This window comes from Flavobacterium noncentrifugens (assembly GCF_900100375.1).
GTDB lineage: Bacteria > Bacteroidota > Bacteroidia > Flavobacteriales > Flavobacteriaceae > Flavobacterium > Flavobacterium noncentrifugens.
In genome coordinates this window covers 62,509-85,317 of record NZ_FNEZ01000004.1, presented here as the reverse complement: position 1 = coordinate 85,317, position 22,809 = coordinate 62,509, and the positions used below count along the sequence as shown (strand labels likewise).

23 protein-coding genes are annotated in these 22,809 nt (G+C 35.5%); 16 read left to right on the top strand and 7 right to left on the bottom strand.

Annotated elements, in window-relative coordinates; genetic code table 11:
• Nucleotides 1-56 precede the first annotated feature (56 nt).
• The gene (locus tag BLS32_RS12555) at nucleotides 57-1,139 is read left to right on the top strand and encodes an endonuclease (RefSeq protein WP_091396379.1); all 1,083 of its coding nucleotides are present in this window, start codon (nucleotides 57-59) and stop codon (nucleotides 1,137-1,139) included.
• 72 nt (nucleotides 1,140-1,211) lie between these two features.
• Here the strand turns inward: BLS32_RS12555 and BLS32_RS12550 are convergent, their stop codons facing one another.
• The gene (locus BLS32_RS12550) at nucleotides 1,212-2,048 is read right to left on the bottom strand and encodes an RteC domain-containing protein (protein ID WP_091396376.1); all 837 of its coding nucleotides are present in this window, start codon (nucleotides 2,046-2,048) and stop codon (nucleotides 1,212-1,214) included.
• Between the two features lie 303 nt (nucleotides 2,049-2,351).
• Here BLS32_RS12550 and BLS32_RS12545 point away from each other — a divergent pair, with 303 nt between their 5' ends.
• From BLS32_RS12545 to BLS32_RS12495, 12 genes are all read left to right on the top strand, one after another.
• A complete protein-coding gene (locus tag BLS32_RS12545; protein ID WP_091396373.1) occupies nucleotides 2,352-4,040 on the top strand; it encodes a hypothetical protein in 1,689 nt (562 codons plus the stop codon).
• Between the two features lie 107 nt (nucleotides 4,041-4,147).
• Nucleotides 4,148-4,441 (top strand): helix-turn-helix domain-containing protein, encoded by a 294-nt coding sequence (locus BLS32_RS12540; RefSeq protein ID WP_091396370.1) that lies wholly within the window; start codon nucleotides 4,148-4,150, stop codon nucleotides 4,439-4,441.
• Between the two features lie 8 nt (nucleotides 4,442-4,449).
• Nucleotides 4,450-5,394 carry a transcriptional regulator gene (locus BLS32_RS12535; protein ID WP_091396367.1) on the top strand — a complete coding sequence of 315 codons (945 nt, stop codon included), beginning with the start codon at nucleotides 4,450-4,452 and terminating at the stop codon, nucleotides 5,392-5,394.
• Nucleotides 5,327-5,992 carry an ATP-binding protein gene (locus BLS32_RS12530; RefSeq protein WP_091396365.1) on the top strand — a complete coding sequence of 222 codons (666 nt, stop codon included), beginning with the start codon at nucleotides 5,327-5,329 and terminating at the stop codon, nucleotides 5,990-5,992. Before BLS32_RS12535 ends, BLS32_RS12530 begins: the two co-directional genes overlap by 68 nt.
• Nucleotides 5,993-6,107: 115 nt before the next feature.
• Nucleotides 6,108-6,746: a hypothetical protein gene (locus tag BLS32_RS12525; RefSeq protein WP_091396363.1), complete on the top strand. Its 639-nt coding sequence runs from the start codon at nucleotides 6,108-6,110 to the stop codon at nucleotides 6,744-6,746.
• Between the two features lie 137 nt (nucleotides 6,747-6,883).
• Nucleotides 6,884-7,108, top strand: coding sequence for a helix-turn-helix domain-containing protein (locus BLS32_RS12520; RefSeq protein WP_091396360.1), 225 nt, complete (start codon nucleotides 6,884-6,886; stop codon nucleotides 7,106-7,108).
• The gene (locus BLS32_RS12515) at nucleotides 7,089-8,471 is read left to right on the top strand and encodes an AAA family ATPase (RefSeq protein WP_091396358.1); all 1,383 of its coding nucleotides are present in this window, start codon (nucleotides 7,089-7,091) and stop codon (nucleotides 8,469-8,471) included. Before BLS32_RS12520 ends, BLS32_RS12515 begins: the two co-directional genes overlap by 20 nt.
• A complete protein-coding gene (locus tag BLS32_RS12510) occupies nucleotides 8,468-9,310 on the top strand; it encodes a hypothetical protein (protein WP_091396355.1) in 843 nt (280 codons plus the stop codon). Before BLS32_RS12515 ends, BLS32_RS12510 begins: the two co-directional genes overlap by 4 nt.
• Entirely contained in the window at nucleotides 9,294-10,835 is a 1,542-nt protein-coding gene (locus BLS32_RS12505) for an ATP-binding protein (RefSeq protein ID WP_091396351.1), read from the top strand. Before BLS32_RS12510 ends, BLS32_RS12505 begins: the two co-directional genes overlap by 17 nt.
• 3 nt (nucleotides 10,836-10,838) lie before the next feature.
• Nucleotides 10,839-12,782 (top strand): radical SAM protein, encoded by a 1,944-nt coding sequence (locus BLS32_RS12500; RefSeq protein ID WP_139171775.1) that lies wholly within the window; start codon nucleotides 10,839-10,841, stop codon nucleotides 12,780-12,782.
• A gap of 16 nt (nucleotides 12,783-12,798) precedes the next feature.
• Nucleotides 12,799-12,975, top strand: a complete 177-nt coding sequence (locus tag BLS32_RS18530) for a hypothetical protein (RefSeq protein WP_170227616.1) — start codon at nucleotides 12,799-12,801, stop codon at nucleotides 12,973-12,975.
• A 912-nt stretch (nucleotides 12,976-13,887) separates the two neighbouring features.
• Nucleotides 13,888-14,310 carry a DUF6943 family protein gene (locus tag BLS32_RS12495; RefSeq protein ID WP_091396915.1) on the top strand — a complete coding sequence of 141 codons (423 nt, stop codon included), beginning with the start codon at nucleotides 13,888-13,890 and terminating at the stop codon, nucleotides 14,308-14,310.
• A 1-nt stretch (nucleotide 14,311) separates the two neighbouring features.
• On the opposite strand, the gene BLS32_RS12490 is transcribed toward BLS32_RS12495, so the two are convergent.
• Both BLS32_RS12490 and BLS32_RS12485 read right to left on the bottom strand, forming a co-directional pair.
• Entirely contained in the window at nucleotides 14,312-14,650 is a 339-nt protein-coding gene (locus tag BLS32_RS12490; protein ID WP_091396349.1) for a hypothetical protein, read from the bottom strand.
• Nucleotides 14,651-14,653: 3 nt separating this feature from the next.
• A complete protein-coding gene (locus BLS32_RS12485; RefSeq protein ID WP_091396346.1) occupies nucleotides 14,654-16,393 on the bottom strand; it encodes a hypothetical protein in 1,740 nt (579 codons plus the stop codon).
• 167 nt (nucleotides 16,394-16,560) lie between these two features.
• Between BLS32_RS12485 and BLS32_RS12480 the strand changes: the two genes are divergently transcribed.
• From BLS32_RS12480 to BLS32_RS12470, 3 genes are all read left to right on the top strand, one after another.
• The gene (locus BLS32_RS12480; RefSeq protein WP_091396344.1) at nucleotides 16,561-16,947 is read left to right on the top strand and encodes a helix-turn-helix domain-containing protein; all 387 of its coding nucleotides are present in this window, start codon (nucleotides 16,561-16,563) and stop codon (nucleotides 16,945-16,947) included.
• Nucleotides 16,948-17,160: 213 nt separating this feature from the next.
• Entirely contained in the window at nucleotides 17,161-18,573 is a 1,413-nt protein-coding gene (locus BLS32_RS12475) for a DUF2971 domain-containing protein (RefSeq protein ID WP_139171774.1), read from the top strand.
• Nucleotides 18,574-18,731: 158 nt separating this feature from the next.
• On the top strand, nucleotides 18,732-20,219 hold the full coding sequence (locus BLS32_RS12470) for a protein kinase domain-containing protein (protein WP_091396338.1): 1,488 nt from the start codon (nucleotides 18,732-18,734) through the stop codon (nucleotides 20,217-20,219).
• A gap of 110 nt (nucleotides 20,220-20,329) precedes the next feature.
• Here BLS32_RS12470 and BLS32_RS18525 read toward each other — a convergent pair whose 3' ends face one another.
• From BLS32_RS18525 to BLS32_RS12450, 4 genes are read right to left on the bottom strand one after another with little or no spacing between them, the layout of a single operon-like run.
• Complete coding sequence (locus tag BLS32_RS18525) at nucleotides 20,330-20,506, bottom strand: hypothetical protein (protein WP_091396336.1); 177 nt, start codon at nucleotides 20,504-20,506, stop codon at nucleotides 20,330-20,332.
• Entirely contained in the window at nucleotides 20,496-20,747 is a 252-nt protein-coding gene (locus BLS32_RS12460; protein WP_091396334.1) for a hypothetical protein, read from the bottom strand. The genes BLS32_RS18525 and BLS32_RS12460 overlap by 11 nt, the downstream gene beginning before the upstream one ends.
• A 10-nt stretch (nucleotides 20,748-20,757) precedes the next feature.
• Nucleotides 20,758-21,153: a DUF5675 family protein gene (locus tag BLS32_RS12455; protein ID WP_091396332.1), complete on the bottom strand. Its 396-nt coding sequence runs from the start codon at nucleotides 21,151-21,153 to the stop codon at nucleotides 20,758-20,760.
• Between the two features lies 1 nt (nucleotide 21,154).
• Nucleotides 21,155-21,913 (bottom strand): hypothetical protein, encoded by a 759-nt coding sequence (locus BLS32_RS12450; protein WP_091396330.1) that lies wholly within the window; start codon nucleotides 21,911-21,913, stop codon nucleotides 21,155-21,157.
• Nucleotides 21,914-22,809 lie beyond the last annotated feature (896 nt).

Here is a 22,809-nt window from a genome sequence, read left to right as displayed (position 1 = left end):
TTCATATGATCTTATTATCAAATTTTAAAAATCGCTTTAACTTAAAATAATTAAAAATGAAAAAAACTTACACATTCGCTTTTCTAATGCTTACCATTGTTGGTATGGCCCAGGCTCCCGCAGGATACTACAGTTCCGCAACCAGTACAGGTTACACGCTGAAAACCCAACTTTATAACATTATAAAAAACCATACAGACCAGGGTTACAATGGCCTGTACACTACATATCAAACTTCTGATCGTGATTTTTATTACGAAAATGACGGCACTGTACTCGATATGTATTCAGAAAATCCAACTGGCACAGATCCTTATAATTTCACTCCCGGAAACAACCAATGCGGTAATTATACCTCGGAAGGTGATTGTTACAATCGCGAGCATATCATCCCGCAATCCATCTTTAATGAAGAAGCCCCAATGAAAAGCGATGCTCATTTTATCACGCCAACAGACGGTAAAGTAAATGGTGAAAGGAGCAATTATCCTCATGGAAATGTAGGTACGGCAAGCATCACGTCACAAAATGGCTCAAAATTAGGACAAGCCTCAAACACGGGGTATGCTTCGGGTTATACCGGAATCGTTTTTGAACCGATCGATGAGTTTAAGGGTGACATTGCCCGGATGTACTTCTATTTTGCGACTCGTTACGAAAATGTAATTACAACTTGGGGAGTTTCATATGCCATGTTTAATGGCACATCCAATCAAGTGTTTACGAACACATTTAAAAATATCCTTTTAATGTGGAACCAAATGGATCCTGTAAGCTCGCGAGAGATAGCAAGGAATAACGCAATTTATGCTCGCCAGGGTAACAGAAATCCATACATTGACAACAATTCTTACGTATCAGCCATCTGGGGATCGTTACTCGCTGATAAGTCTTTTGAATCACGGTTACAAATTTCGGTATACCCAAACCCCGCACATGGCTCTAAAATAAATATTAAAAGCGAAACAGTTCTTGATGAAGTTGTATTGGTAAACATAAACGGACAAGTTGTTAAGCAATTTACAATGCCGCAGCTGGAAAACAGCATTTTTTCAGTTGATAATATTCCTCAGGGATTTTACTTTTTAAAGCTTTCAGCAGGCAATCAATCAATAATTAAAAAAGTAGTTGTTGAATAGTATCCGTAATTATTTTTTAAACATTAGTTCAGTAGCCTCCATGATTTTTCTAATGGAGGCGCTGTAAATTAATTATTCATCCACCTCATCCATTCTCCTCACCAAAGTATCTCTCAAACTATTCAAAAACTTTGTCCTCTCCGACTTCCGCGCCCTCATTTCAAAAAACGTCCTGTGAAACTGCCCTAAGTCAATATCAAAAGTTTCCTCAAAAAATTTAGCCGTTTCTTTTAAATCAGTAGTACCATTATTAAAAACCCCTTCAGCATGCAATGCATAAATCAATTCAATCAAGGCAATTTTTGAACCGGTCCATTTTTGAATGTGCCGATCTGTAATCTTATAAGGCTCCGGCTTCGCATCCAGTTTGGCCACTTCGTTCTCCAAATAAACTTTAATCTGATCATTCGCGATAATCTTGGCCACTTTAAAATCGTGCGAAGTAGTGAATCGATTGTCCGCTTGGAAATAAGAACTATCCAGAGTAAGTTTAATATCATAACGGCCACGGAGAAAATACTTTTTGTCGAGCACTGTATTTCCAGTGCGGAAATATTTGTAAAAATCTAAGTTTTCATTAAAGTAGATTTTCAGCTTATCTAATTCCGCATTGAAGTATTTTCTCAGATGGCGACTGGTGCCAAAGGGCTTATTGCTTTCAATATTGTGGATTTCGTTATAATAAATCAATCGGCTTACGAACTGCGGTTTAATTATTTTAAAGAAATTAATTTCGTCGCCTTTGTTTTCGAAAGTATGGCTAATTGAGAACGTCTTTAGTTTTTCGAGAATAACAATGGTTATGTTGATGGCATTTTCGGCTGATTGAATTGTGCCTGTTTTATGCAAATCAATTTTGATCAAATGTTCCTCTAATTCGGCAAGCAGCATCGACGTAAATACTTTCATGGGGTAATGTTTTATTGGTTTGGTTCGCCAAATCTAAAATCAGAACTTCTGATTTCCAAGCCATATCTAAGACCATTAAAGAATTTTAGAGGAGGGAAAATGCAAGCATTAATTAATCCCGCAATAATATATATACCGCAATCACTTGTAAAATAAGGAATTAGTTAAATTACCAATCAGCCACGATCTTTGTCACCAGTTTTCCATTTGTGATTATAGTTTTAATTATTATTTTTCATATCTCATTTAAACGCCAAAACATTCTGTACATGCCACACCAAATTCTAACCGACACTATCAAGCATGAAAACAGTAAAAATCATTTTAGTACTTCTTATTATTTTAACTCAAGAAACTTACGCGCAGCAAAAAGCATTTAAAATTCCGGACACATTAAAAAGTAAAAGCATCGATTACGTTATAGATCGCCTTGATGAAAATGAGGATAATAAATCATTAGATTCCATTTACGCCTATACCTATCTTTTAAAATCAAAAGCTGCGAATGACTACGACAATACAATAAAGGCATACAACACAGTCATGCACAAGTCTCCAAAAGACACCTGGTTGCAATATTGCGACAGCATGCTGGTTGTGGCCAAGAAATCGAAAACTGATTCGCTGCTCGGCTCCGCGTACCTAACAAGAGGCATCGTTTACTATTATTTCAAACAAGAACCGAAAGCGCTCGATAATTTTATAATCGCCGATAGTTTTATATCCAAATCCGATAACCAATACTTAAAATATAAAACCAAGTATTCTATCGCGCAGATCAAATATTATTTGGGCTATTACGAAGAAGCAATTTCACTTTTAAAGGAATGCGAGATATATTTCAGGTTGAATGAACCTGGAAAACCCCACCTTCGAACATTGCATTCTTTAAGCATGTGTTACATCAAAACGAAAAGATACGATTTAGCAACGGCTACGAATGACTTGGGGTATCGCGAAGCGATAGACGTAGATGAACCATCGACTATCCCATTTTTTACAAATTCTGAAGGGCAAAATGAGTACTTCAGGAAAAACTACCGGTCTGCAATCGAAAAGCTGCAAAAATCGCTTGCGCCAATTGCGAAAGGCAACGACTTTGCAAACGTATCAACAACAAACTTTTATATTGGGCGAAGCTACTGGGCGTTAGGCGAGAAAGAGAAAGCGATTCCATACCTGAAAAAGGTGGATGATTATTTTAAACGTGAAAATTTTATGAAAGAAGATTTGCTCGAAGCCTATGATTTACTTGCACAATACTATGAATCAAAAGGAAATCCTACCCAACAACTGAAATACCTCACTGGCCTTTTAAAAGCGGAAACTTTCGTAAATAAAAACTTCAGGTATCTTTCAGAAGGCATCAGCCGGAAATACGATATGAAAAAAATTATCGAATCAACAGAAGAACTAAAAAAAAAGCTTTTCTTCCGGGATAAGATGGATATAATATTTGGAATTATATTTCTAATCGTAACGCTTGGATTCGGATTCATTATTTGCAGGCAATACCAGCGCCGGAAACTAAGGAAACAGAAATTCAAGGGAATTATTTCACATAAAGACAGGATTGCCTCGCCGGTACCTGCAAATGAAAAAATTGTTGATGGTGATTTAATAATCAAACCTGAGATAGTTGCAGCTGTTTCCAAGAAACTTGAAAAATTTGAAGACAGTGATATTTTCCTGGACAAAGATTTTAATCTCAATAAAATGGCTGCATACGTCGATTGCAATACTCGTTATACGTCACGAATCATTTGCGAAACCAGGAAGAAGAAATACATCGAGTATGTAGATGATCTGAGGATTGACTTTATAGTGAACCGTCTTAAAACTGACAATAAATATCGAAACTACACAATCAAGGCACTAACTGAAGAAGCCGGATTCAAATCACCTCAAAAGTTCAAAGAAGCGTTTGTGAAAAGTACAGAACTCACGCCACTGTATTTCATCCGAGAATTGAAAAAGCAATCCACAACTTAAGGATTACCATTATTTTACAATAAATCAATCAGAACTTCGGATTAGCTTCTGAAATAAAATAAGTCAATCGCGACAATTTTGTGCCATAACAAATTAAAACAAACGTTATGGCTGTCGAAATTATCACTCGTGAGGACTTAAATGAATTCCGCACATTACTACTCAAAGACTTTAAAGAAATCCTGCAATTAAAACCACAGCAGACAAAACAGTGGCTAAAATCTACCGAAGTCCGAAAGCTTCTGAACATTTCTCCCGGAACACTTCAAACACTCCGAATAAATAAAACGCTGTCTTATACCAAAATCGGCGGCATCATTTACTACGCGCATCAGGATATTGAAAAACTCCTTGAACTCAACAAAGTAAGTTCCGAGCGCACGTTATTTAATTCTAAGTAATTCAGCTTATGAATTACATCAAACACCTGACCGGTTTTTTCGACAAAGTCGCAAAAGACAAACTGCTTAATCCGACGCACGTTAGCCTATACATCGCACTGTTCCAATTCTGGAATATCAACCGCTTTCGCAACCCAATAAGCATATCGAGACATGAGATTATGCGTATCAGCAAAATCAGTTCTTTGGCCACTTATCACCGTTGCCTGAAACTTTTAGATGCGCATGGCTACATCAAATACGAGCCTTCCTTCAATCCATACAAAGGTAGTCATGTCTTCCTTTTCAATTTTGCTGACGATCTCAAGCCTACGGCGCGTAACGAAAGAACAACCGCTTCAAATTTTGAACAAGTTAATGAACAGGTACTGAACAAGCATCGTACTAGTACTGAAACAGGTAGTGAACAGGTTAGTGAACAAGCATTAGTACCTTATATAAACAATACAAACAATACAAACATATTAAACGATTCAAACAGCTTAAACTTGGATGAGCCAGCAAAAAAAATTGAAAGTGAAAGTTTTGATTTTTTAAAAAGCAATGCTCAGGAAAAAGAAAAAAGTTCCGCGAAAAAAGAAAAAGAAAGTACTGAATTAAGAACTGATTCTTTCAGCGAGCGAGAAAGCGTGGAACACGTTCGACATTTGTTTTTAAACCAAATAGAAAAACCTCCAGAAAACTTTTTAGAAAGGCCATTGCCAAATCCAACGATTGAAGAAGTAATTAATTATTTCCGGGAACAAAACTATCCGGAAATCGAAGCCAACAAATTTTTCAACTATTTCAAAAGTATCGGTTGGCTAGTTGGCGGTAAAACTCCCATGACCGACTGGCCGGCTGCAGCCAGAAACTGGATGTTGAACGCTCCAAAATTTGTCAGCAATGAACGAACAGACAGGACTAAATCACTCGACACATCAACAGGAAAAGATTATTCAGAGCCATTATAACTATGAGGAAGTTTGTGCCTGGATTGAGAAAAAAGGACATGAATTATATGGAAAGCGCTTTCGAGTTATTGAAAATGATCTTCCGGTTATTTACAAACTCATCGCTTATTTCTTGAAAGATGAACAGGCGGCTTTTCAGCATAATCTCGATCTGGATAAAGGAATTCTTTTGGCCGGTCCAGTTGGCTGCGGTAAAACATCTTTGCTAAACATCATGAAATTCCTGACGCCATTGGAGCATAAGTTTTCCGTAAAGCCATGCCGGGATATCAGTTTCGAATTTATACATGATGGTTACGAAGTCATTCACCGGTATAGCAAAGGAAAGTTATATCAATCAGACCCGAAAATATATTGCTTCGACGATCTCGGTTCTGAGAACAATCTTAAATATTTCGGCAATGAATGCAATGTGTTAGCAGAAATCATTCTAAGCAGATATGACATTTTTATAAGCAAAAGAATCACTACACACATCACAACAAATTTATCGGCCACTGAAATCGAAACCCATTACGGGGTGCGCGTAAGGAGCCGATTAAGGGAATTATGCAATTTGATTTCCTACGATAACAAAACTCGGGACAAGCGCCATTGAATTGCATAATCACGAACACCAAAAAAAACAATAATAAGATTGTGAGTAAATGATCAATCTCATTTCCTATGAGAAAAACACAAAAGACAAACGCTAATTATCAAAAATTTAAAACATGAAATCGATTACTTTATTTTGGGACTGGATCCTATACAATGACCAAACACTTAGAAATCTTAGAAATGAGAAACCAGCAGTGCAAAAAATGTTTATCTATTGGCTTGACAAGCATCTGCACAACTACTGTGAGCAACTGGAAAGTATATTGATGTTTCCGGCAAGTGTAAATGAGTCTATACAGCTTGTAATTTCAGCAAGTGGAAATCCGGAATATTTCGACCAGGTTACAATCTTAATCGAAAATGCGCCAAAACTACGTAACTGGAAGTTTGTAGCTTTTATTCAGCCCTCGCAAAGCATTGACGAAATGGAAGCCGGATTAGATAAGCCCTATGTTTTTAAGGACATAGAATTGAAGGCTAGTGAACTTAAATTTATGCCATGCCAATATGAGGATGTAAAAAAAATCGACATTATAGTGTATCTAAAAAAATTTACCGTGCACTGTACTAATAAAAATCTTTTGCATTTAGTTTTTATAATCCTGCAAGATTTAGTTGGTGAAAAATCCTTCGTGGAACATATAAATTTTGTTGAAATTGGTTTATCTATAGAAAAAACAAACCATAGCACAATGTATTTGTACGAGTTGCAGCATTATCTTGATTCGCTTAATGAAAGAAACAGAGCATGATGTACGTTTTTTAAACTTGTTCGATAATCATAAAGCCATTAGTATTATTCTGAGTATCTCAAATTTCCCTGATAATACGCTAAAATATTGCAACTTTTAAGTTACATTAGCTGCGAAATACCACACAATTTTTTGATATGAAAAACAACATTGGTAAAATGCTAAAAGAAGCGCGCGAAAAAAGCAATTTGACGCAACAAGAGTTAGCCGTAAAGGTCGGAAAAAAAAGGAGTTATATCTCTAGAATCGAATGTGAGGATGATATGAACATTAATCTAAATACTTTACTTGAAGTTGTTGAGAAAGGATTTGGAAAAACCATCAAAATAGAATTTGTAAATAATGAAAATATCAATATATAACTTTAAGTCAATAGGTTCATTATCCAATTATGAAATGGAACCGCTTACGATTTTATCTGGGACAAATAGCTCGGGAAAATCGTCATTTATCCAGCTGCTACTTCTCCTGAAGCAGACTTTAGAAATAGATTCCGCGCAACATCCATTATTTCTGGAAGGTAAAATTTTTCCAATTCGCAATTATCTTGATATTTTAAAAGATAAAAATAAAGAAAACAAGCTGAAGGTTGAATTTGTTTTCAGTAAGTCTGATCTAGAAAAATATCAGAATTTTTCAGAGTTAAGTATTTATAGCGTATTTGATAATTACGATTTACAAATCGAGATTGAATTTGATTATATTGAAAAAATTATTGTAAGTTCTTTTTCAGTAAAGATTTTAACTGAGTTAAAGACAAATTACATTAATGTAACAAATAACGGTAAAGACTACAACATAGAATCTAATGTCTCGGTATTTGGAGATAAATTGTACGGAAATGAATACGCTATTAAAAAGGTCAACTATTCATCATTTATCCCGACCGATTATGAAATCGAAACTGAAAATGGAATTACTAAAGAAGTACTTAGGTTAGATGGAATAAAGACAATACTAAAAGACTTTTTTTCCAATTTGAATTATATCGGGCCATTGCGTAATGGTCCACAAGATGCCTATTCTGTTAATGGAAATAGCAATACAATTGGAACTGGTGGTGAAAATCTTGCGGAAACTTTTTGTGAACTATCTGAAAAACCAACAATATTTTATAAAATAGAAGAAACAGAGGACAATATAAAGTTTTCAAAAGCTGAAGGCACTTTATTAAGTGCGGTAAAATACTGGCTTTGTGAACGATTTAAACTCTGTGCGGATATTTATTCCAAAAAAGAAGCTGAATCCTACGTTATTTATGTAGTTAGTCTCTCAGGAATTACATCAACTATAAAACATGTAGGATTCGGAATTAGTCAGATTTTACCAATTATTGTTGAGGGACTGCGAATTGATGAGAACGAAACGCTAGTTCTTGAGCAACCTGAATTACATCTTCATCCGAAAGTTCAAAGTGATTTGACAGATTTTTTAATCTCATTAATTGAGCAAGGGAAAAAGGTTGTTGTAGAAACTCATAGCGATCACTTTATAACAAGGTTGCGAAGAAGAATTGCGGAAGATCAAAGTAATGAACTAGATAACAAAGTATTATTAACTTTTGTGGAAGTTGGTACTAAGGACGTCTTATTTAGAAACATTACGATTGATGATTTTGGTGTTATTGAGCTTCCATATCCAGAAGGTTTTATCGAAAAAACAGATGTCGAATTGAAAGCTATTTTGAAAGCCCAAATGAAAAAACGTTTAAATCAGCAAGTATGAGTTTTATTGCTACTATAGACATATCTACTTTTATTTGGTGCGAACAAGATTTCAACGCAAATAAAAATAAGTATATCATTTTGAAGAATTTAGCACCAAATATTTATACTCAAATTAGAGAATTAAATCTACCGGTACTATTAAGAAATGAACTTTATACCTCAATAATGGATGAGTTCCCTTACAAGATGGTAAAAGAAATTGGTTACGACTTTCAGAAACTAACTTTGGAATTTTTAACAGACACTTTTTCGAATTGGATCCTATATACAGATAACTCTGACAATTCGATAACATCTAATCCTGCTATTATAAAACCACATTTTAGTGGCAGTATTCAAGCAGAAACGCAAAGTCAAATCGGTCATCTTTTCCACAATAACCAAAATCCTGAACATAAATTTCTTGCTTACAATTACTTCTATGCTCAGAATAGTAATCTTGTTGTAAATAGGCAAAACAATGATGTTGTCATTGATACACTAAGATATAATTCCGAAGAAGAAATTATTAAGTTTTTTGAAGATTATAAATTACGATTCGAACATAATTCAAAACATACTAGAAAGCTAAGATATTCTTCTGATGGGGAGAAAATTTCTCCATTTACTTGCTTCCATCAACCGAATGGAACAGAGAAAGCTGAGAAACTTTTTAAAGAAGCAACTTTACATGATGGTAAGTATTTCAACTTTGATTTAGAAAATAATGTTTACGTACGTTTTTTAAAGACGTATGTCGATCGACCAGTATATCATGGGCATGATTTATCAGATGAAAATCAAGATGTGCCTGATAAAGTTAGAAAAAAAATAAATAAGAATGGCAGAGTCTTTTAAACCAACCATAGGCAAAACAGTTTTGGAAACATTAACATCGGGTATGTATGACGATGCAAGGTTTGTTTTCCGTGAATATATTCAAAATGCCGCTGACCAAATTGATGAGGCCGTTGAATTAAGTCTATTGAAAGAAAAGAGCGAAGGTAAAATAGATATTATTATCGATCGAGTTAATAGAAAAATAACAATAACGGATAACGCAACAGGCGTACCTGAAAAAGACGTGGTTCGTCTTTTAGGTGACGTTGCTAATTCTCAAAAGGAATCAACAAAAAGAAAGGGTTTCAGAGGAATTGGAAGGTTAGGAGGATTAGGATATTGTGATAGATTAATTTTTGAGACAAGTTACAAAGGCGAAAGTGTGAAAAGTAAAATGATACTTGACGCAAAATTGCTTAAGAAAATAATTGATAATCGTAATGACAAAAGTGACGCTATGGCGGCAATGAGTGTAATTACAGTAGAAGATCCGCCAAAACAAGAAGATCCTGAAAAGCACTATTTTCGTGTCATACTTGACAATGTTCATAGTGACGATTTGCTAAATGTAGATTTTGTTACAGAATACTTATCAATGGTCGCCCCAGTTCCATTTTCTTCATCATTTTCTTTTACTGATGAAATAAAAACGTACCTAAAAAGCCGGAATTTAGTTCTTGACGAGTATAATGTTGAAATAAATAATATTACTCTTTACAAACGATATAAAGATTCATTTACCGACGAAAAAGGAAATATCTCCAATTTGATTGGAGTTGATTTTGTAGATATACGAAATGACAGTCAGGAACTGATAGCCACGTGTTGGTATGGTTATCGGGAAATGTCAAATATTGTTCTTGATGAATCAAATTATGAAAGAGGATTGCGAATTAGAACAAAAAATATTTCGATCGGAAATGAATTTACAAGCAATAGATTTTTTGACCAAGAACGAACTAATTTAAGGTTTGTAGGAGAAATTCATACTTTGAATGATGGATTTGTTCCTAACGCGAGACGTGATTACTTCACAGAAAATGCAACATTTCTCCAATTTGAAAAAAATATTAAAGAAATTTTAAAGGCTGAAAATCTCGAAAATCGCTTAGCCCAGACTGCATCCAAACTGCACAATAGGAAAAAAGAGGTTCAAAAATACAAAGAGGCATATGAAGAGTTTCAAGACAAAAAAGGTTCCTTTGAGAATTCTGCAGTGGAAAGCTTCCATCTAAATAGATTGAGGGAACTTGAAGAAAAAGCTACTAAAGCTAAAATTGAAATTGACAAAATAAATGCCAAATCTTTTACTTCTGAAAATGTAAAAAACTTATTCAAAAGTATAATAGGTGATAGTGATTTATCCGTTAAAAATTTAACGGGGCAAGATTTACAGATTAGTAAATATACCCCACCAACTTTTAAAAAGTTAAATGAGGAACAACGAACAGTAGTATTGGAAATATTTGAAATCCTCGAAGAAGATCTTGATTTTGATTTATCAGAATTAATCAAAAAGAGAATTATAGACAAGTTTAATTGAAAGATGAAAAGAAAAGTACTTTTATTAGAACCTAACTATCGGAATAAATATCCGCCTATTGGACTGATGAAAATCGCTACTTATCATCGCATGTTAGGCGATGAAGTACGATTTTATAAAGGAGAAATGAAAGATTTCTTTATTGATGAAATTTTTCAAGATTGCTTAAAAGAACTTGAAAACTTTGCGGCTCTTGAAATTTGGAAAGAATTAGAATTTGAAATAAAGAATTTTATCAAATCACGGAGAAAAAATAATCTTGAATTTCTTTCGAAAGTAAATATTGAAAAGTCAGAACTAATTACTGAGACGCTATTATTTCATGCCAATTATTATAAAAATAAAGAATACATAAATAATCCGCAATGGGACAGAATTTTTGTTACTACATTATTTACATTTTACTGGAAGAAAACGATAGAAACTATACACGCTGCAAAACATCTTGTTAAAGACGGTAAAAATCTAATGGTAGGTGGTGTTTTAGCATCACTTCTTCCTGAGGAGCTGGAATTGGAAACTGGTATAAAACCTTTTAAAGGAATATTAGATCGACGGGGAGCACTTGATGATAATAATATTATAATCGACGATTTACCGCTTGACTATTCAATATTGGATGAAATAGATTATAAATATCCAACGGGAAGTGCATACTTTACCTTTATGACCAAAGGTTGCACAAGGAAATGTGCGTTCTGTTCTGTGCCAATACTTGAGCCGACATATAAGCCAAAAATTGATACAATCGACAAGTTCAAGCAAATCAAAGAGAATTACGGAGAACAACAAAATTTGCTTTTAATGGATAACAATGTTTTAGCATCGCCAAATTTTGTTGAGATAATAGATGAAATAAAAGAAATGGGTTTTCATAAAGGTGCCACTTTTGTCGAGCCAAATCAATTTGAAATTGCAATTAAAAATTTAAAGAGTGGATACAACGATCGTGCAAATACAAAACGTTGTTTCAATCTACTAAATCAACTTTTAAAATCCAAATCAAAAAGAAAAGAGATTGCCGGCGAGTTTTCCAATACGATGGAAAAATATGGATTACTAAATTTAAATACCACGACAAAAGGAAATTTAATTTTAGCTTATACAGAACTAAGCCACTTATATGAAAAACACCGTAAAAAATCTAAAAAATTAAGATATGTAGATTTCAATCAAGGCACGGATGCTCGGTATGTAACTGACGAACTGATGCAAAAAATGAGCGAAATTCCTATTCGTCCATTGCGAATTGCATTTGATTATCTAGGAATGGAAAAACAATACGTAAGCGCGGTAAGATTGGCTGCCAAGTACGATATTAGGGATTTGTCAAATTATCTATTATTTAATTTCAAAGATAAGCCAGGCGAGTTATATAGAAGGATGGAAATCAATATTGAATTGGCCAAGGAATTAAATATTAATATTTTTTCCTTTCCAATGAAATACATTCCATTATTCGGCGAAGAAGCGAAGCATAGAGATTATGTCGGAAAACATTGGAACAAAAAATTTATACGTGCTATTCAGTCGATTCTAAATGTAACAAAAGGTATTGTTGCATCTGGCAGTAATTTTTTCCATATCGCATTTGGAAATAATCTTGAAGAGTTTAATGAGATTCTTTACATGCCGGAAACGTATATTATTTATAGAAATGTTTTTAAGGATTCAGGATTAACCGATATTTGGCGTAAAGAATTCTACCGAATAAAAAATAGTGATCTGTGGGAAGAAGTCAAGCAAATTATCGAAAATAGTGATTTTAAAAACCTGCAAGAAAAAACCTCACACCCAGAACTATTATTGTTTTTATCACATTACCAAGTTTCAAAAAATGATGTAATGGAAGATGATAAAGAGATTGAAAATATTCGCAGGAGATTTAATAATTTAATCAAGAAGGATCGCTTTGTTAATTTGACTTTGACTTACGATTACGAATAATTAATAATAACAACTTATGGAAAACACTTTAACTAAAGACGACTTAGATTTCTTAATTACTTCTGTCACATATTCTAAAAAATCATTTGATGAAACAAATTATGAGAGTTATGAGTTTAAACAATCACAATTAGCAAAAGCTGACGAAATGTTACAGAAGCTTCGTAGGCTTTTAAAAGATCAAAATCATTGAATTTATATACAGGCACTACTTGTTTATTAGTTATTAGAAATTTGAATTTATTACACGGGCAATCAAGCGGTCTCACTCCTAGTTCGGCTTAGTTTCGCCGCGTCCCTCCCAGTCAGTCGTTCCTCCTTCCGTTCCCGGGCACCGCCAAAAAAAATATTTGCAACAGCTTAGAAAAAAAGCACTTGCAAATATTTTTTTTTGGCTCGCGGTCTTCACACGCCGCCCGTCGTCATTCGTTGGGGCTACTGCATCCACAACACCACATAACTCCGCAAGCTCCGTTATGTCGTGTCATGTCTGCCGCCCCATGTTAATTGTGCGGTTGCTCCCTCAACCAGCCATCACGGTTGGCTCCACTTCGCTGTGCCCTAAATCAAGGAACGCCCTAAAAAGGGCTGGCGTAAATTTTTTCCGTGCCGTTTCACGCTCGCAGTACTACTCTTCACTCCGCAAGCTCCGTTCGTTCCCGTCCTGCGGTGGCCGTTTGATTGCCGCAACACCGCCACGGCGCTCCTCACAAATAAAAAAGAAAACTCCGCAAGCTACGTTTCCTTTTTTATTTGCTGCGGTGCTTGGGGGTGTTTGATTGCCCCAGAAACATCGCGGTAACCGGAAGCAGTCGTACTCCCTTCCAAAAAACAAATAAAAGAAAGGGAAGATAAGCTACGGTTTCAAAACGTTCGGTTCAAGCCCTCCGGGTTTAAAATAAAAATCTCCACCCTACATTTCTTTCCACGCACAAGTACTTCTGTAACATCAAATCTGATTCCCGCTTTCACCAATTTTGATTAAAGCCGGGTAGTATTTTGATTTTAAAAACCGCCCTTATTTGAAACCTCCGCTTCGATGATGACTTTCTTTTTTTCTTTTTTTTCTTTTGAAATGATTCAGTCACAATTAAATATCGAAGCCATGCAGACAATTAAAATCAAAACCCACAGTCCGAAAAACACCTATCAAAAGCCACACTTTTTTATTCTAAATAAAGGAATGAATAGCGGAAAACCATTAACGGAAGCTTGCCTGAATTGCTTTGTATTGGAATTTGCAGACCAGGCCGAAAGAGAAAATTATTACTGGCTTGCATTCGGCCTTTGGCAATCAAAATTTTGGCATCTACATCTTGTTGGCTCCGTAATTGTATTTCTAAGGATTAATGAATTTAAAAATCTGTTTATCTCAAAAGCCAGCATCCTCCAAAAAGATTACGAACAGCATTTAAAAAATGTTCACGCTTTAAAAGTCCTTAAAGAAAAGGAAATGGAGTTTTACAAAAGCATTACTTTGATTAAGGAATTGCGCAGCGCAGTTCTTCGCCGGTATTTGCAAGAGTAAATCATTCTTTCTTTTCTTCTTCCTGAATCGGTAATATTATTTCGTGGATTTTATCCAAAAGGTCCATTTCTTCCAACGGAATAATATTGAGCAATTTTGCCAAGACACCACTGACTGCGCTTGAAATATTCCTCACATAAGTTACACTTTCGTGCTCGGCATCCAACGCTGCTACAGAAACTTTAATAACATCGATCAGATACCAACTCAATTCCGCGTAGCTGTTCATCGAAATTTGTACTGTGGCTTTGCCTTTTCTGCTTTTACAGGGTTCAATTACATGAAATGCATGCGATGCCAACTCTTTCAAATCTTCGATCGTATTGATTTTATCTTCCATCAGTCAAGCATTTTGATTGTTATTTCCACTCAGCTGCTCCAATCTTTCCAACTCGGCATCTATGAGCAAAGTCGCTTTCTCAAAAAACACACTGCATCGCTTTTCAAGCATTTCAGTGTAAGTCCAGTTTGCATACTTGAGCTCAGCATGCCGCATCGCGCTTAAATGCGCTGCCAATAGATTGAAAATCTTTATGTCTTCCTCAGTCCGGCGAGGGAATATTTCTGCAGTCAATGAGGAGAAACTTTCGCAAAGATTAAACAGGTAATTTAAAGAATGGTGTGAAGGTCTGTAACCCAAAAACACATCAATTAACCCTAGGCATATTTGCTCGACAGCGATGTGCATCATGGTTTCTTTTACCAATTCAGCGTCGCTTCTGTCGATCTGGTACTCACTGTCCAGGAATGTATCGGCAATGGCATGTCGATTTTTCCAGTAAATTCTTGAAGATTTTACATTCCTGTATGGTATTTTGCCAAAATGGAAATCAGGTGGATATTTTGTATTTTCATAAACCAATAAGCCTTTTGTAACGACTTGATGGAAGAAATACAATTGGTGTCCGGTTCTATGTCGTAAAGATGTTACTTTATGCAAGAGTACGGTTGCAGTGCAGGAATTAGACGTTTTACTTTTGATTATATTTTCAAGATCGGCAATTGCATTATTTTTATGTTCCTCTGTGATCACAAGCAGATAAAAATGTTTCTGTTCGTTATTTGATCCTTTCTCATTGACAATAGGAATATTATTTACATTGGCAATTGTCCTTTGTCCAAAACAATAAATCGCTGAGGTTTGGATGTAGTCTGTGATAAGCTTGCCTACTTTTTGCAGATCATCAGTCAGAACTTCAGGCTCGTCGATTGTTACAGGCTTAACCTCGCTGACTTCTTCAGTTTCTACAGTACCAGTTTTAAATGATAGTTTATCCTCACATTCGGCGACGGTTTCGTCAAACAATCTTCTGACTTCATTTTTTAGCCAGTTAACTTTTATCTGAAGTTTGTCGAGATCGGGCAGTTTAATTTTAAAAGGCTGTTTTCTTTTATAATTCCAATAAGAAGAATCTAACGCATCAAGCAAGTCACTTTCATCTTCCTGATCGATATGAAATAAGTTACTTAGCGATGGAGCGAATACATTTAAATGCATTTGCTGCGCGGCGATGCTTTTCGAAACATATTGTTTACCCATGATAAAATTGGATGCAATTTTAAATAACAGTTCCATTGCCTTATGGATAATAAATGTAGCTTCCAGATAATTTTCATACTCAATGCAACGCGGAACATCAATCAAGTAGGTATTGACTTTATTCATGCCTTTGCTGAAATGCTTGGTTGCCCGGCGCAACAATTTACTAACCGCTGCTTCCTCAGGGTAAAATGGATGGCCTGCATCAACGTGGCCATAGCCAAACTTTCCGAGCGTACAATTTTTAAGGATGTAAAGATTTCCTTTTCGCAGCGCATCCTCTGCGTAATTACAGGAAAGGATTTGATACCCTATTTCCGGATAAGGTTTGAACGTCCTATCAACGAGGGCAAACAAATCGTTGTTAATTTCGGCGCTGTCGCGCTCTAAAAAAATTGAAAAAATGGTTTCCGGTCCTGTGACTTTATTATCAAAGGAATAATAAACAGAATCGGCATTGATGAACCGTAAAAGGTCGTCAGTGATTTTGTAAAGTAAATGGGATTGTGGGTGATCTTCGGGCGTTAAAATGTAATGGTTCATAATTTTAGGATTTAAAGTGAAACATGTTTTAAAAATTGTATTTTTGTCAATGTCACTGCAAGTAAATACGCTTTGCAACCGTGTACAACAGAACGCATTGGTGGTTTATAAACCGTTATTGGTTTTTTACTCATGCGGAATTTTCACAGAATTTATATCTTTGACCTATGAGCACAGAAACAAAACCTAAACATATTGGGCGTAATATTGGCCGTCTTCGCGAACTGCGCGGAATAAAACAAGATGCCCTAGCATTTGCAATAGGAGTAAGTCAGCAAACTATTTCGCATATTGAAAATAGTGACAAAGTCGACGAAGACAAATTGGAATTAATCGCTAAAGAATTAGGTGTAACAGTGGAAGCAATTAAGAACTTTTCTGAGGAAGCTGTTTTTAATATTATATCTAATACTTTTACAGATAACAGTTCAAACAACAATAATTATTTATGCACTATTAATCCAATTGAAAAAATCTTAGAATTATACGAAAGGTTACTTGCTGCCGAAAAGGAGAAAAACGGATATTTAGAAAAGTTGCTTAATAATAAATAATTAAAATGCCATATTGCATAAATAGCCTTTCTTTTGAAAGGCTATTTATTTTAGTGATCTTATTTGAAACGAAAAAAGATACAAATTAATAGCTTCACAGTCCAATGTACTTTTTTATCTCACGCCTGAATTATTTCATTATATTGATTCGTGTATACATAAGTTAATGAACAATCCTAAAACTAAACCACCACTAGAAATATATGAAAAACTATGGAAAATTATTCTGAAAATTACCAAAGAATACAAGAATTTATTGAAAGTTTTTCGAGGTTAGTCCATGAGAGAAAAGATTTGAAACTTGTTGTTGATACTTATACACACTTCGAAGGAAAATTTAAAATGCTTGACGCCATATTACTTCGAGAAAATGAGAGCCTAGCAATTTTTGAATTTAAACCAAGGGGCAAGCAAATTAATTTACAAGATATGTTCGAGGCATTTGTACCTCTTGAAGTTAGTTTTAAGTTTCTAATCTTATCGAATGGAACCATCCATAAAGTTTTAAATAGGTTTTCTAACCAAATAAGGGATTTTGAAAATGCTGCGGAACTATTGTTGTTCTTATTAGAGATTCCAAGCGAAGAAGAAATAAAAAGGGTAAAAAACGCAATAGCCGAAGGAATTGAAAATGTGGTCTCAAATTTCTTCGCCTCATTTGATAGAAATCACAAATTAAATTCCAAAAAAGAAATCCTTCTTCAACTTCTTACTAGAGAAAACGTTGTTAAAAACTTACAGTACGATAAAAATGGACAGTTTTATCATATATCGAACGATATAAGAAAGCTAGAAAATTTAGAGAATAGATTATTTAAAATCTTGATTGATGAGGTGAATCAAAATGAGTCTATCTACAGGTACACAAATCTAGACACCATATTTTCTACAATTGATAAAGAAAGTTTACGGTTAAACGGAATAGCCGGAATGAACGATATATCAGAAGTTGGTTACGTTGAAACTTACCTTGACCAAAATTTTATACCATTTAAAACGCCTAAAGATGTTGATAGACTGAATAGACGATTTATACTTTGTAGCTCAACGTTAAATGACGATTTGATCCAATGGCGGCTGTATGGTGATGATTGTAAAGGCGGGTGCTTAGTATTTAGACTTAAGGAACAAAAAGATATTCCCGGTTTACAAATTCGAAAGATAAACTATGGAGTTGAAGTCAATGGAGAAAATTATCATCCAGAGTTGGAATTAATTGCACATATAATTGATTTCGTTAAAGTTATTATCAGAGATTCATTTCAATTTCGCACTTTGTCAATATGGAAGCACTTTTTTAAATCATTTGAATATGCACCAGAAAAAGAAGTAAGACTATTATTGATTCAGAATGATCAAAATAACATCAAGGGTGAGGCTTTCAATGGTTTTAACCCCCATTCGTTAGATAAAAAATGGTGTTTAACAACCTCGCACAAGATTTTAAATCCTTTTATGGTAATAAGTCTAAATGATAAGGCCTTACCTTTAGAATTAACTGATATCATACTTGGACCTAAATGCCCTGAAATCGTAATTAACCAAACTCAGTTTACCCAACTACTTAGTGAGAAGAAAATGGGAAACGTAAAGGTGAAAATATCTAGGATTAAAAACTATCGCTGAGTTGATAGACATTAACTACCGCTGGCAGTAATCGCCGAAATTTTGGTAGTGGAAATTGCAATTTCAATAAGAAAGTTTATCTTCGACATACTGAACTCATCCCGATCCTTCTCAACCACGACTAGTGGCCGAGCGTTGCGGAGAATTCTATCGAATCTATGGCAAAGAAAACATTTTCCTCTGAAGAAACTTTCGGAGATTGGAAGTTAATTAGAAATATTGCATCTGGTGGAAATAGTTCCGTTTGGGTAGCCGAAAATTTAAATAGTGGCAAACAAGAAGTCATCAAACTTCTTAAGAAAACACACGAAACTTCAAGAACAAGATTTTTAGATGAAGTTAAAATTATCAAGGAAAACCAAGATATAAATGGAGTAATGAAGATCTTCGATCAATCGTCGAATGACTCTGAAACCCTTTGGTATATAATGCCAAAAACAAAACCTTTGCACGAGTATTTGTCCGACAAGCCCTCTATTGTGAAGATTGAAGCTGTACTTGAAATTTCAAAAATACTTATTGAGTTACATGCTAGAGGCGTTTCCCACCGCGATATCAAACCGCAAAACTTATTTTTTCATGAAATTTATATTATCGGAGACTTTGGTTTAGTTGATTACCCAGACAAACAAGGTGACTTAACTATTATAGGAAGTGCGTTAGGGCCTAGATGGACAATTGCCCCAGAAATGCGAAACAATCCTGAAAAATCAAATGGAATTTTAGCAGATGTATATAGTCTTTCTAAAACTATGTGGATACTGTTAACTGGCATTGAAAAAGGTTTTGAAGGACAATATTCTGCGACAGGTTCAATCGGGCTAGCTAATTACGTACCCGATATTTACTTAAACATTCTTGAGGAATTATTAGTAAAATCAACTGAGAATAATCCTGAACTTCGCCCTTCTATTGTCGAATTTTTTGAAGTCTTGAACGAATGGAAAGAAACTCAAGAAAATTTTTACAAAAGAAATGATCTGGATTGGAAAACTGTACAATTTAAATTGTTTCCTTCAAATATTCCTGAATATGCAGAATGGACAGACCTCCGATCAATTTGCAATATTTTAAATATAGTTGGCGGAATAAAAGCGCTTAATCATATGTTTTTTGACAACGGTGGTGGCCTGGACTTAGAAGGTGCGAAAATATCCACAGAAAGAGGTTTTATTGAATTAGATTGTGGAACGACCTATTTGGTAAAACCTAAAAAACTATCATTTTGCTCCTTTAATGAAGATTTCGAATGGAATTATTTTTATTTAGAATTAGATTCCGTTGACCATATTTATTCGTCTTACGACGGAGCAGAAGAGTTAATAGAACTTGAGCCACAGCAATATATGAAATATGATTATATTGAAAATTATTATGAAAAATATGACGATGGTTATAATGAAAGACCGAAACAGTATCGATATCTAACTCGTCTTACTAAAGGTAACCTCGTAATATTTAGAAAGACTTCTTCCTACAATTTAACGCCAGCAACGTATGATGGTCGCCATGGGAAAATAGGAGTTATTGAATTCAGAAATTATATTAAGAAATTAATAGAAATTGGTTATAAAGCGTTTTACGTTCGTGACGAAAATGGTAAAATAATTGGAAAACAAATGACTCATGATTTGCGGCGCTATTAAAACAACGTCTCCAACCAAACTGCAAATCAGAATTCACAAATTAAAAAGCCTGCTTCGTATGAAACAGGCTTTCTAATTTAATCCGGAAAAGGTTACCAATCAAAACCGGATTATTTCTTTCTAATTTTTGTAAGCGTTTTTAAGAGCAAACTCGCAGTAAAACTTACAACTGCTCCAAGTACCGCTAATATAATTGTTTTGGCAATGTCTTCAGAATGAAGATTAGGCAAAATGCTTAACAATGTTCCCGCTGCGGTTCCTGTTTTGAGGGAAATATTAGTTTCCATCGCGCGCCTTATTTTCAATTTCTTGTGAAGCTTTGCTAATGTCTTCGACAGTAACTTGGCTTACAGCCGATAAAACGCCTCCGGCGACAGCGACGTAACCAGCTACGCTGATTATCGCAGCAGGAAGAGTTACGGGCGCCGTTAATATGCTGCCGCTTACGGCGAGCATTATAATCCCGATGGTTCTGAGGACTTTGAAAAATTTTGGAGTTGGAGCTTGCGCTCTATTGATGACATTCATGATGATCAATTTAAGATTGGATAATTAAAACTACTTTCTCGTTTTTGTCTAAAGCTTTGTAAACTAAAGTTTTAAAAGTTGTACAAGCCTTTCGTGACATAAGCCCTAAACCGGCTCCCGAAATCTTTGTCACCGGTGCAATGCAGCCATTCAGTTCCTTCATGGCATTGTTGGCCGGATGAAATAAAATGCCGCTTCTACCAAAGACATTTCTAACTTCGATATGCCATTTATGCTTTTTGCTATACCTTTTGGATAAAAAATATTTCCCTTCAGGAACGCAGGAAACCCTTCTCTCGTTATTTTTCCACGGCAGCTCGATTGTGTTACAGATCAGCTTGCCTTCGCATTCGAGTTTTCCATTTGTTCCTTCCGGGAAATAAGTCCTTTTCAGGATAAGCACCATTTTACAATCCGCTAACTTTTACCAAAGCCAGTGGGTTAAACGCACCATTTTTCAATGGGTACATTGCACCGTTAACTTCTTGGTAGAATTCAATCCCAAGCGCTAAAAATAGCGGCTTGGTACTCGCAGCCGTAACCTGATTGGTTTGGCTCACGGCAACAGTCGGTGTCGCATCCCAAGGCAAGATTGCCGTTTCCGATGTGTCCACCGTGAAAACCTCATTTTCAAAATCGATCTCGGCTCCGCCAGAGATAATTTTGTAATGCGTAGTGCCCGATGGCGCAACAACCATGTTTGCCGGAACAAACGGCGCAATGTCAACGGTAATTTCACCGCTTACGCGGTCAATGGCCGCGACGTAGGGCGCATACATTGTAGTTCCCAATTTTCCCCTGATGTTGAACTCAAAGCCTAAAAGCAATTCGGCTTCGCCGTCAATCACATTTCTAAGTCCTCTCTCGTTCACTAGGTCAGCCTGGATAACTTTCACCATTTTCTGCGTCAGCCTGCTCACCATTCTGCCATCGGCAGAATTAATAAGCAGCGCACGAAGCGCCGTCCTCAGCATTTTACCGGCTTTCCCGGCTCGCCCGAATTCCGAACCATTTTCACGGGTTCTCTGAAACGCAGGATCACTCTCAATCCTGCTTTTCTCAATTCCGCCTTTCTCACGCACCAAGTGCCCGTCTGCGGAAGTTTTGTAGAAGGTCATACCACCAATGGTTCCCTTCAGCTTGATTATGCCAGTCTGTCTAGCCATAATTTCTACATTTTACGATTAATACTCACTTTCATTTTCACTCCTCATTTCGATTATCGTTGCAACATAATTTCGACTGATTCTGAAACAAAACTTATATTAATCCACCACATAAAAAAGCACAACCTATACAGGAAATACCAAACCGACAAAATTGTCATCAATCGACAAAATTGTCACGAAAATGAGCCGATAAAAGCCCGTAATTTGCCCTTGTCGAAGCAATTAGAAATTTTATTATTTTTAAACAGTTCTTAGAAATAGATACTAGCACTTTGAGATTACTCAAAGCCTAGTCAAAGGTATGGTTAGAGTATGAAAACTATGGGAAGGCGGATCTGCATCACCACAAACGACGTAGAGCTCGTTACAGGTCAAAGCTACCGCCAAAGTCTTAGAGTATTGCATGAGATCGCGAACGCCTTAAATAAAGCCGTTAAGTTTGTTACGATAGAAGAATTCTGCAATCACACAGGATTAAATATTGAACAGGTTGAAAAGACGATTTTTGGGTAGTTCAGATATATGCGAAGGGCGGAGAATAAAGCGTCTCCCGAATCGGCAACTACTTCAATAACCTATTCATTTTTTAGTGTAGTTCCCTGATATTTATTTGGTTAATACCATAATAAGCCGTAAATTTACGCTGTAAGACTTGATGATAATTGCTCGACTTCGACGCAATATCGAGGAACTGAAAATTTAAACTTATAGAATGCTATATATTACGCGGCATTAGCGATTAGGTTCGAAACCCTCATCGCCCACAAAAGCAGAAACTAAAGTTTCTGCTTTTTTTATTTCCGCAAAACGTCGAAAGTTTATATTCTTAATTTTTGCGAAATAAAAAAGTAAAAACTGCACAGCGGTTTTGGCTTTTGTGAAGGCTCCCCAAA

Coding starts and splice junctions, on each gene's coding strand:
- BLS32_RS12555 (WP_091396379.1), top strand. CDS start 57: ATGAAAAAAACTTACACATTCGCTTTTCTAATGCTTACCATTGTTGGT.
- BLS32_RS12550 (WP_091396376.1), bottom strand. CDS start 2,048: ATGAAAGTATTTACGTCGATGCTGCTTGCCGAATTAGAGGAACATTTG.
- BLS32_RS12545 (WP_091396373.1), top strand. CDS start 2,352: ATGAAAACAGTAAAAATCATTTTAGTACTTCTTATTATTTTAACTCAA.
- BLS32_RS12540 (WP_091396370.1), top strand. CDS start 4,148: ATGGCTGTCGAAATTATCACTCGTGAGGACTTAAATGAATTCCGCACA.
- BLS32_RS12535 (WP_091396367.1), top strand. CDS start 4,450: ATGAATTACATCAAACACCTGACCGGTTTTTTCGACAAAGTCGCAAAA.
- BLS32_RS12530 (WP_091396365.1), top strand. CDS start 5,327: ATGAACGAACAGACAGGACTAAATCACTCGACACATCAACAGGAAAAG.
- BLS32_RS12525 (WP_091396363.1), top strand. CDS start 6,108: ATGAAATCGATTACTTTATTTTGGGACTGGATCCTATACAATGACCAA.
- BLS32_RS12520 (WP_091396360.1), top strand. CDS start 6,884: ATGAAAAACAACATTGGTAAAATGCTAAAAGAAGCGCGCGAAAAAAGC.
- BLS32_RS12515 (WP_091396358.1), top strand. CDS start 7,089: ATGAAAATATCAATATATAACTTTAAGTCAATAGGTTCATTATCCAAT.
- BLS32_RS12510 (WP_091396355.1), top strand. CDS start 8,468: ATGAGTTTTATTGCTACTATAGACATATCTACTTTTATTTGGTGCGAA.
- BLS32_RS12505 (WP_091396351.1), top strand. CDS start 9,294: ATGGCAGAGTCTTTTAAACCAACCATAGGCAAAACAGTTTTGGAAACA.
- BLS32_RS12500 (WP_139171775.1), top strand. CDS start 10,839: ATGAAAAGAAAAGTACTTTTATTAGAACCTAACTATCGGAATAAATAT.
- BLS32_RS18530 (WP_170227616.1), top strand. CDS start 12,799: ATGGAAAACACTTTAACTAAAGACGACTTAGATTTCTTAATTACTTCT.
- BLS32_RS12495 (WP_091396915.1), top strand. CDS start 13,888: ATGCAGACAATTAAAATCAAAACCCACAGTCCGAAAAACACCTATCAA.
- BLS32_RS12490 (WP_091396349.1), bottom strand. CDS start 14,650: ATGGAAGATAAAATCAATACGATCGAAGATTTGAAAGAGTTGGCATCG.
- BLS32_RS12485 (WP_091396346.1), bottom strand. CDS start 16,393: ATGAACCATTACATTTTAACGCCCGAAGATCACCCACAATCCCATTTA.
- BLS32_RS12480 (WP_091396344.1), top strand. CDS start 16,561: ATGAGCACAGAAACAAAACCTAAACATATTGGGCGTAATATTGGCCGT.
- BLS32_RS12475 (WP_139171774.1), top strand. CDS start 17,161: ATGGAAAATTATTCTGAAAATTACCAAAGAATACAAGAATTTATTGAA.
- BLS32_RS12470 (WP_091396338.1), top strand. CDS start 18,732: ATGGCAAAGAAAACATTTTCCTCTGAAGAAACTTTCGGAGATTGGAAG.
- BLS32_RS18525 (WP_091396336.1), bottom strand. CDS start 20,506: ATGGAAACTAATATTTCCCTCAAAACAGGAACCGCAGCGGGAACATTG.
- BLS32_RS12460 (WP_091396334.1), bottom strand. CDS start 20,747: ATGAATGTCATCAATAGAGCGCAAGCTCCAACTCCAAAATTTTTCAAA.
- BLS32_RS12455 (WP_091396332.1), bottom strand. CDS start 21,153: ATGGTGCTTATCCTGAAAAGGACTTATTTCCCGGAAGGAACAAATGGA.
- BLS32_RS12450 (WP_091396330.1), bottom strand. CDS start 21,913: ATGGCTAGACAGACTGGCATAATCAAGCTGAAGGGAACCATTGGTGGT.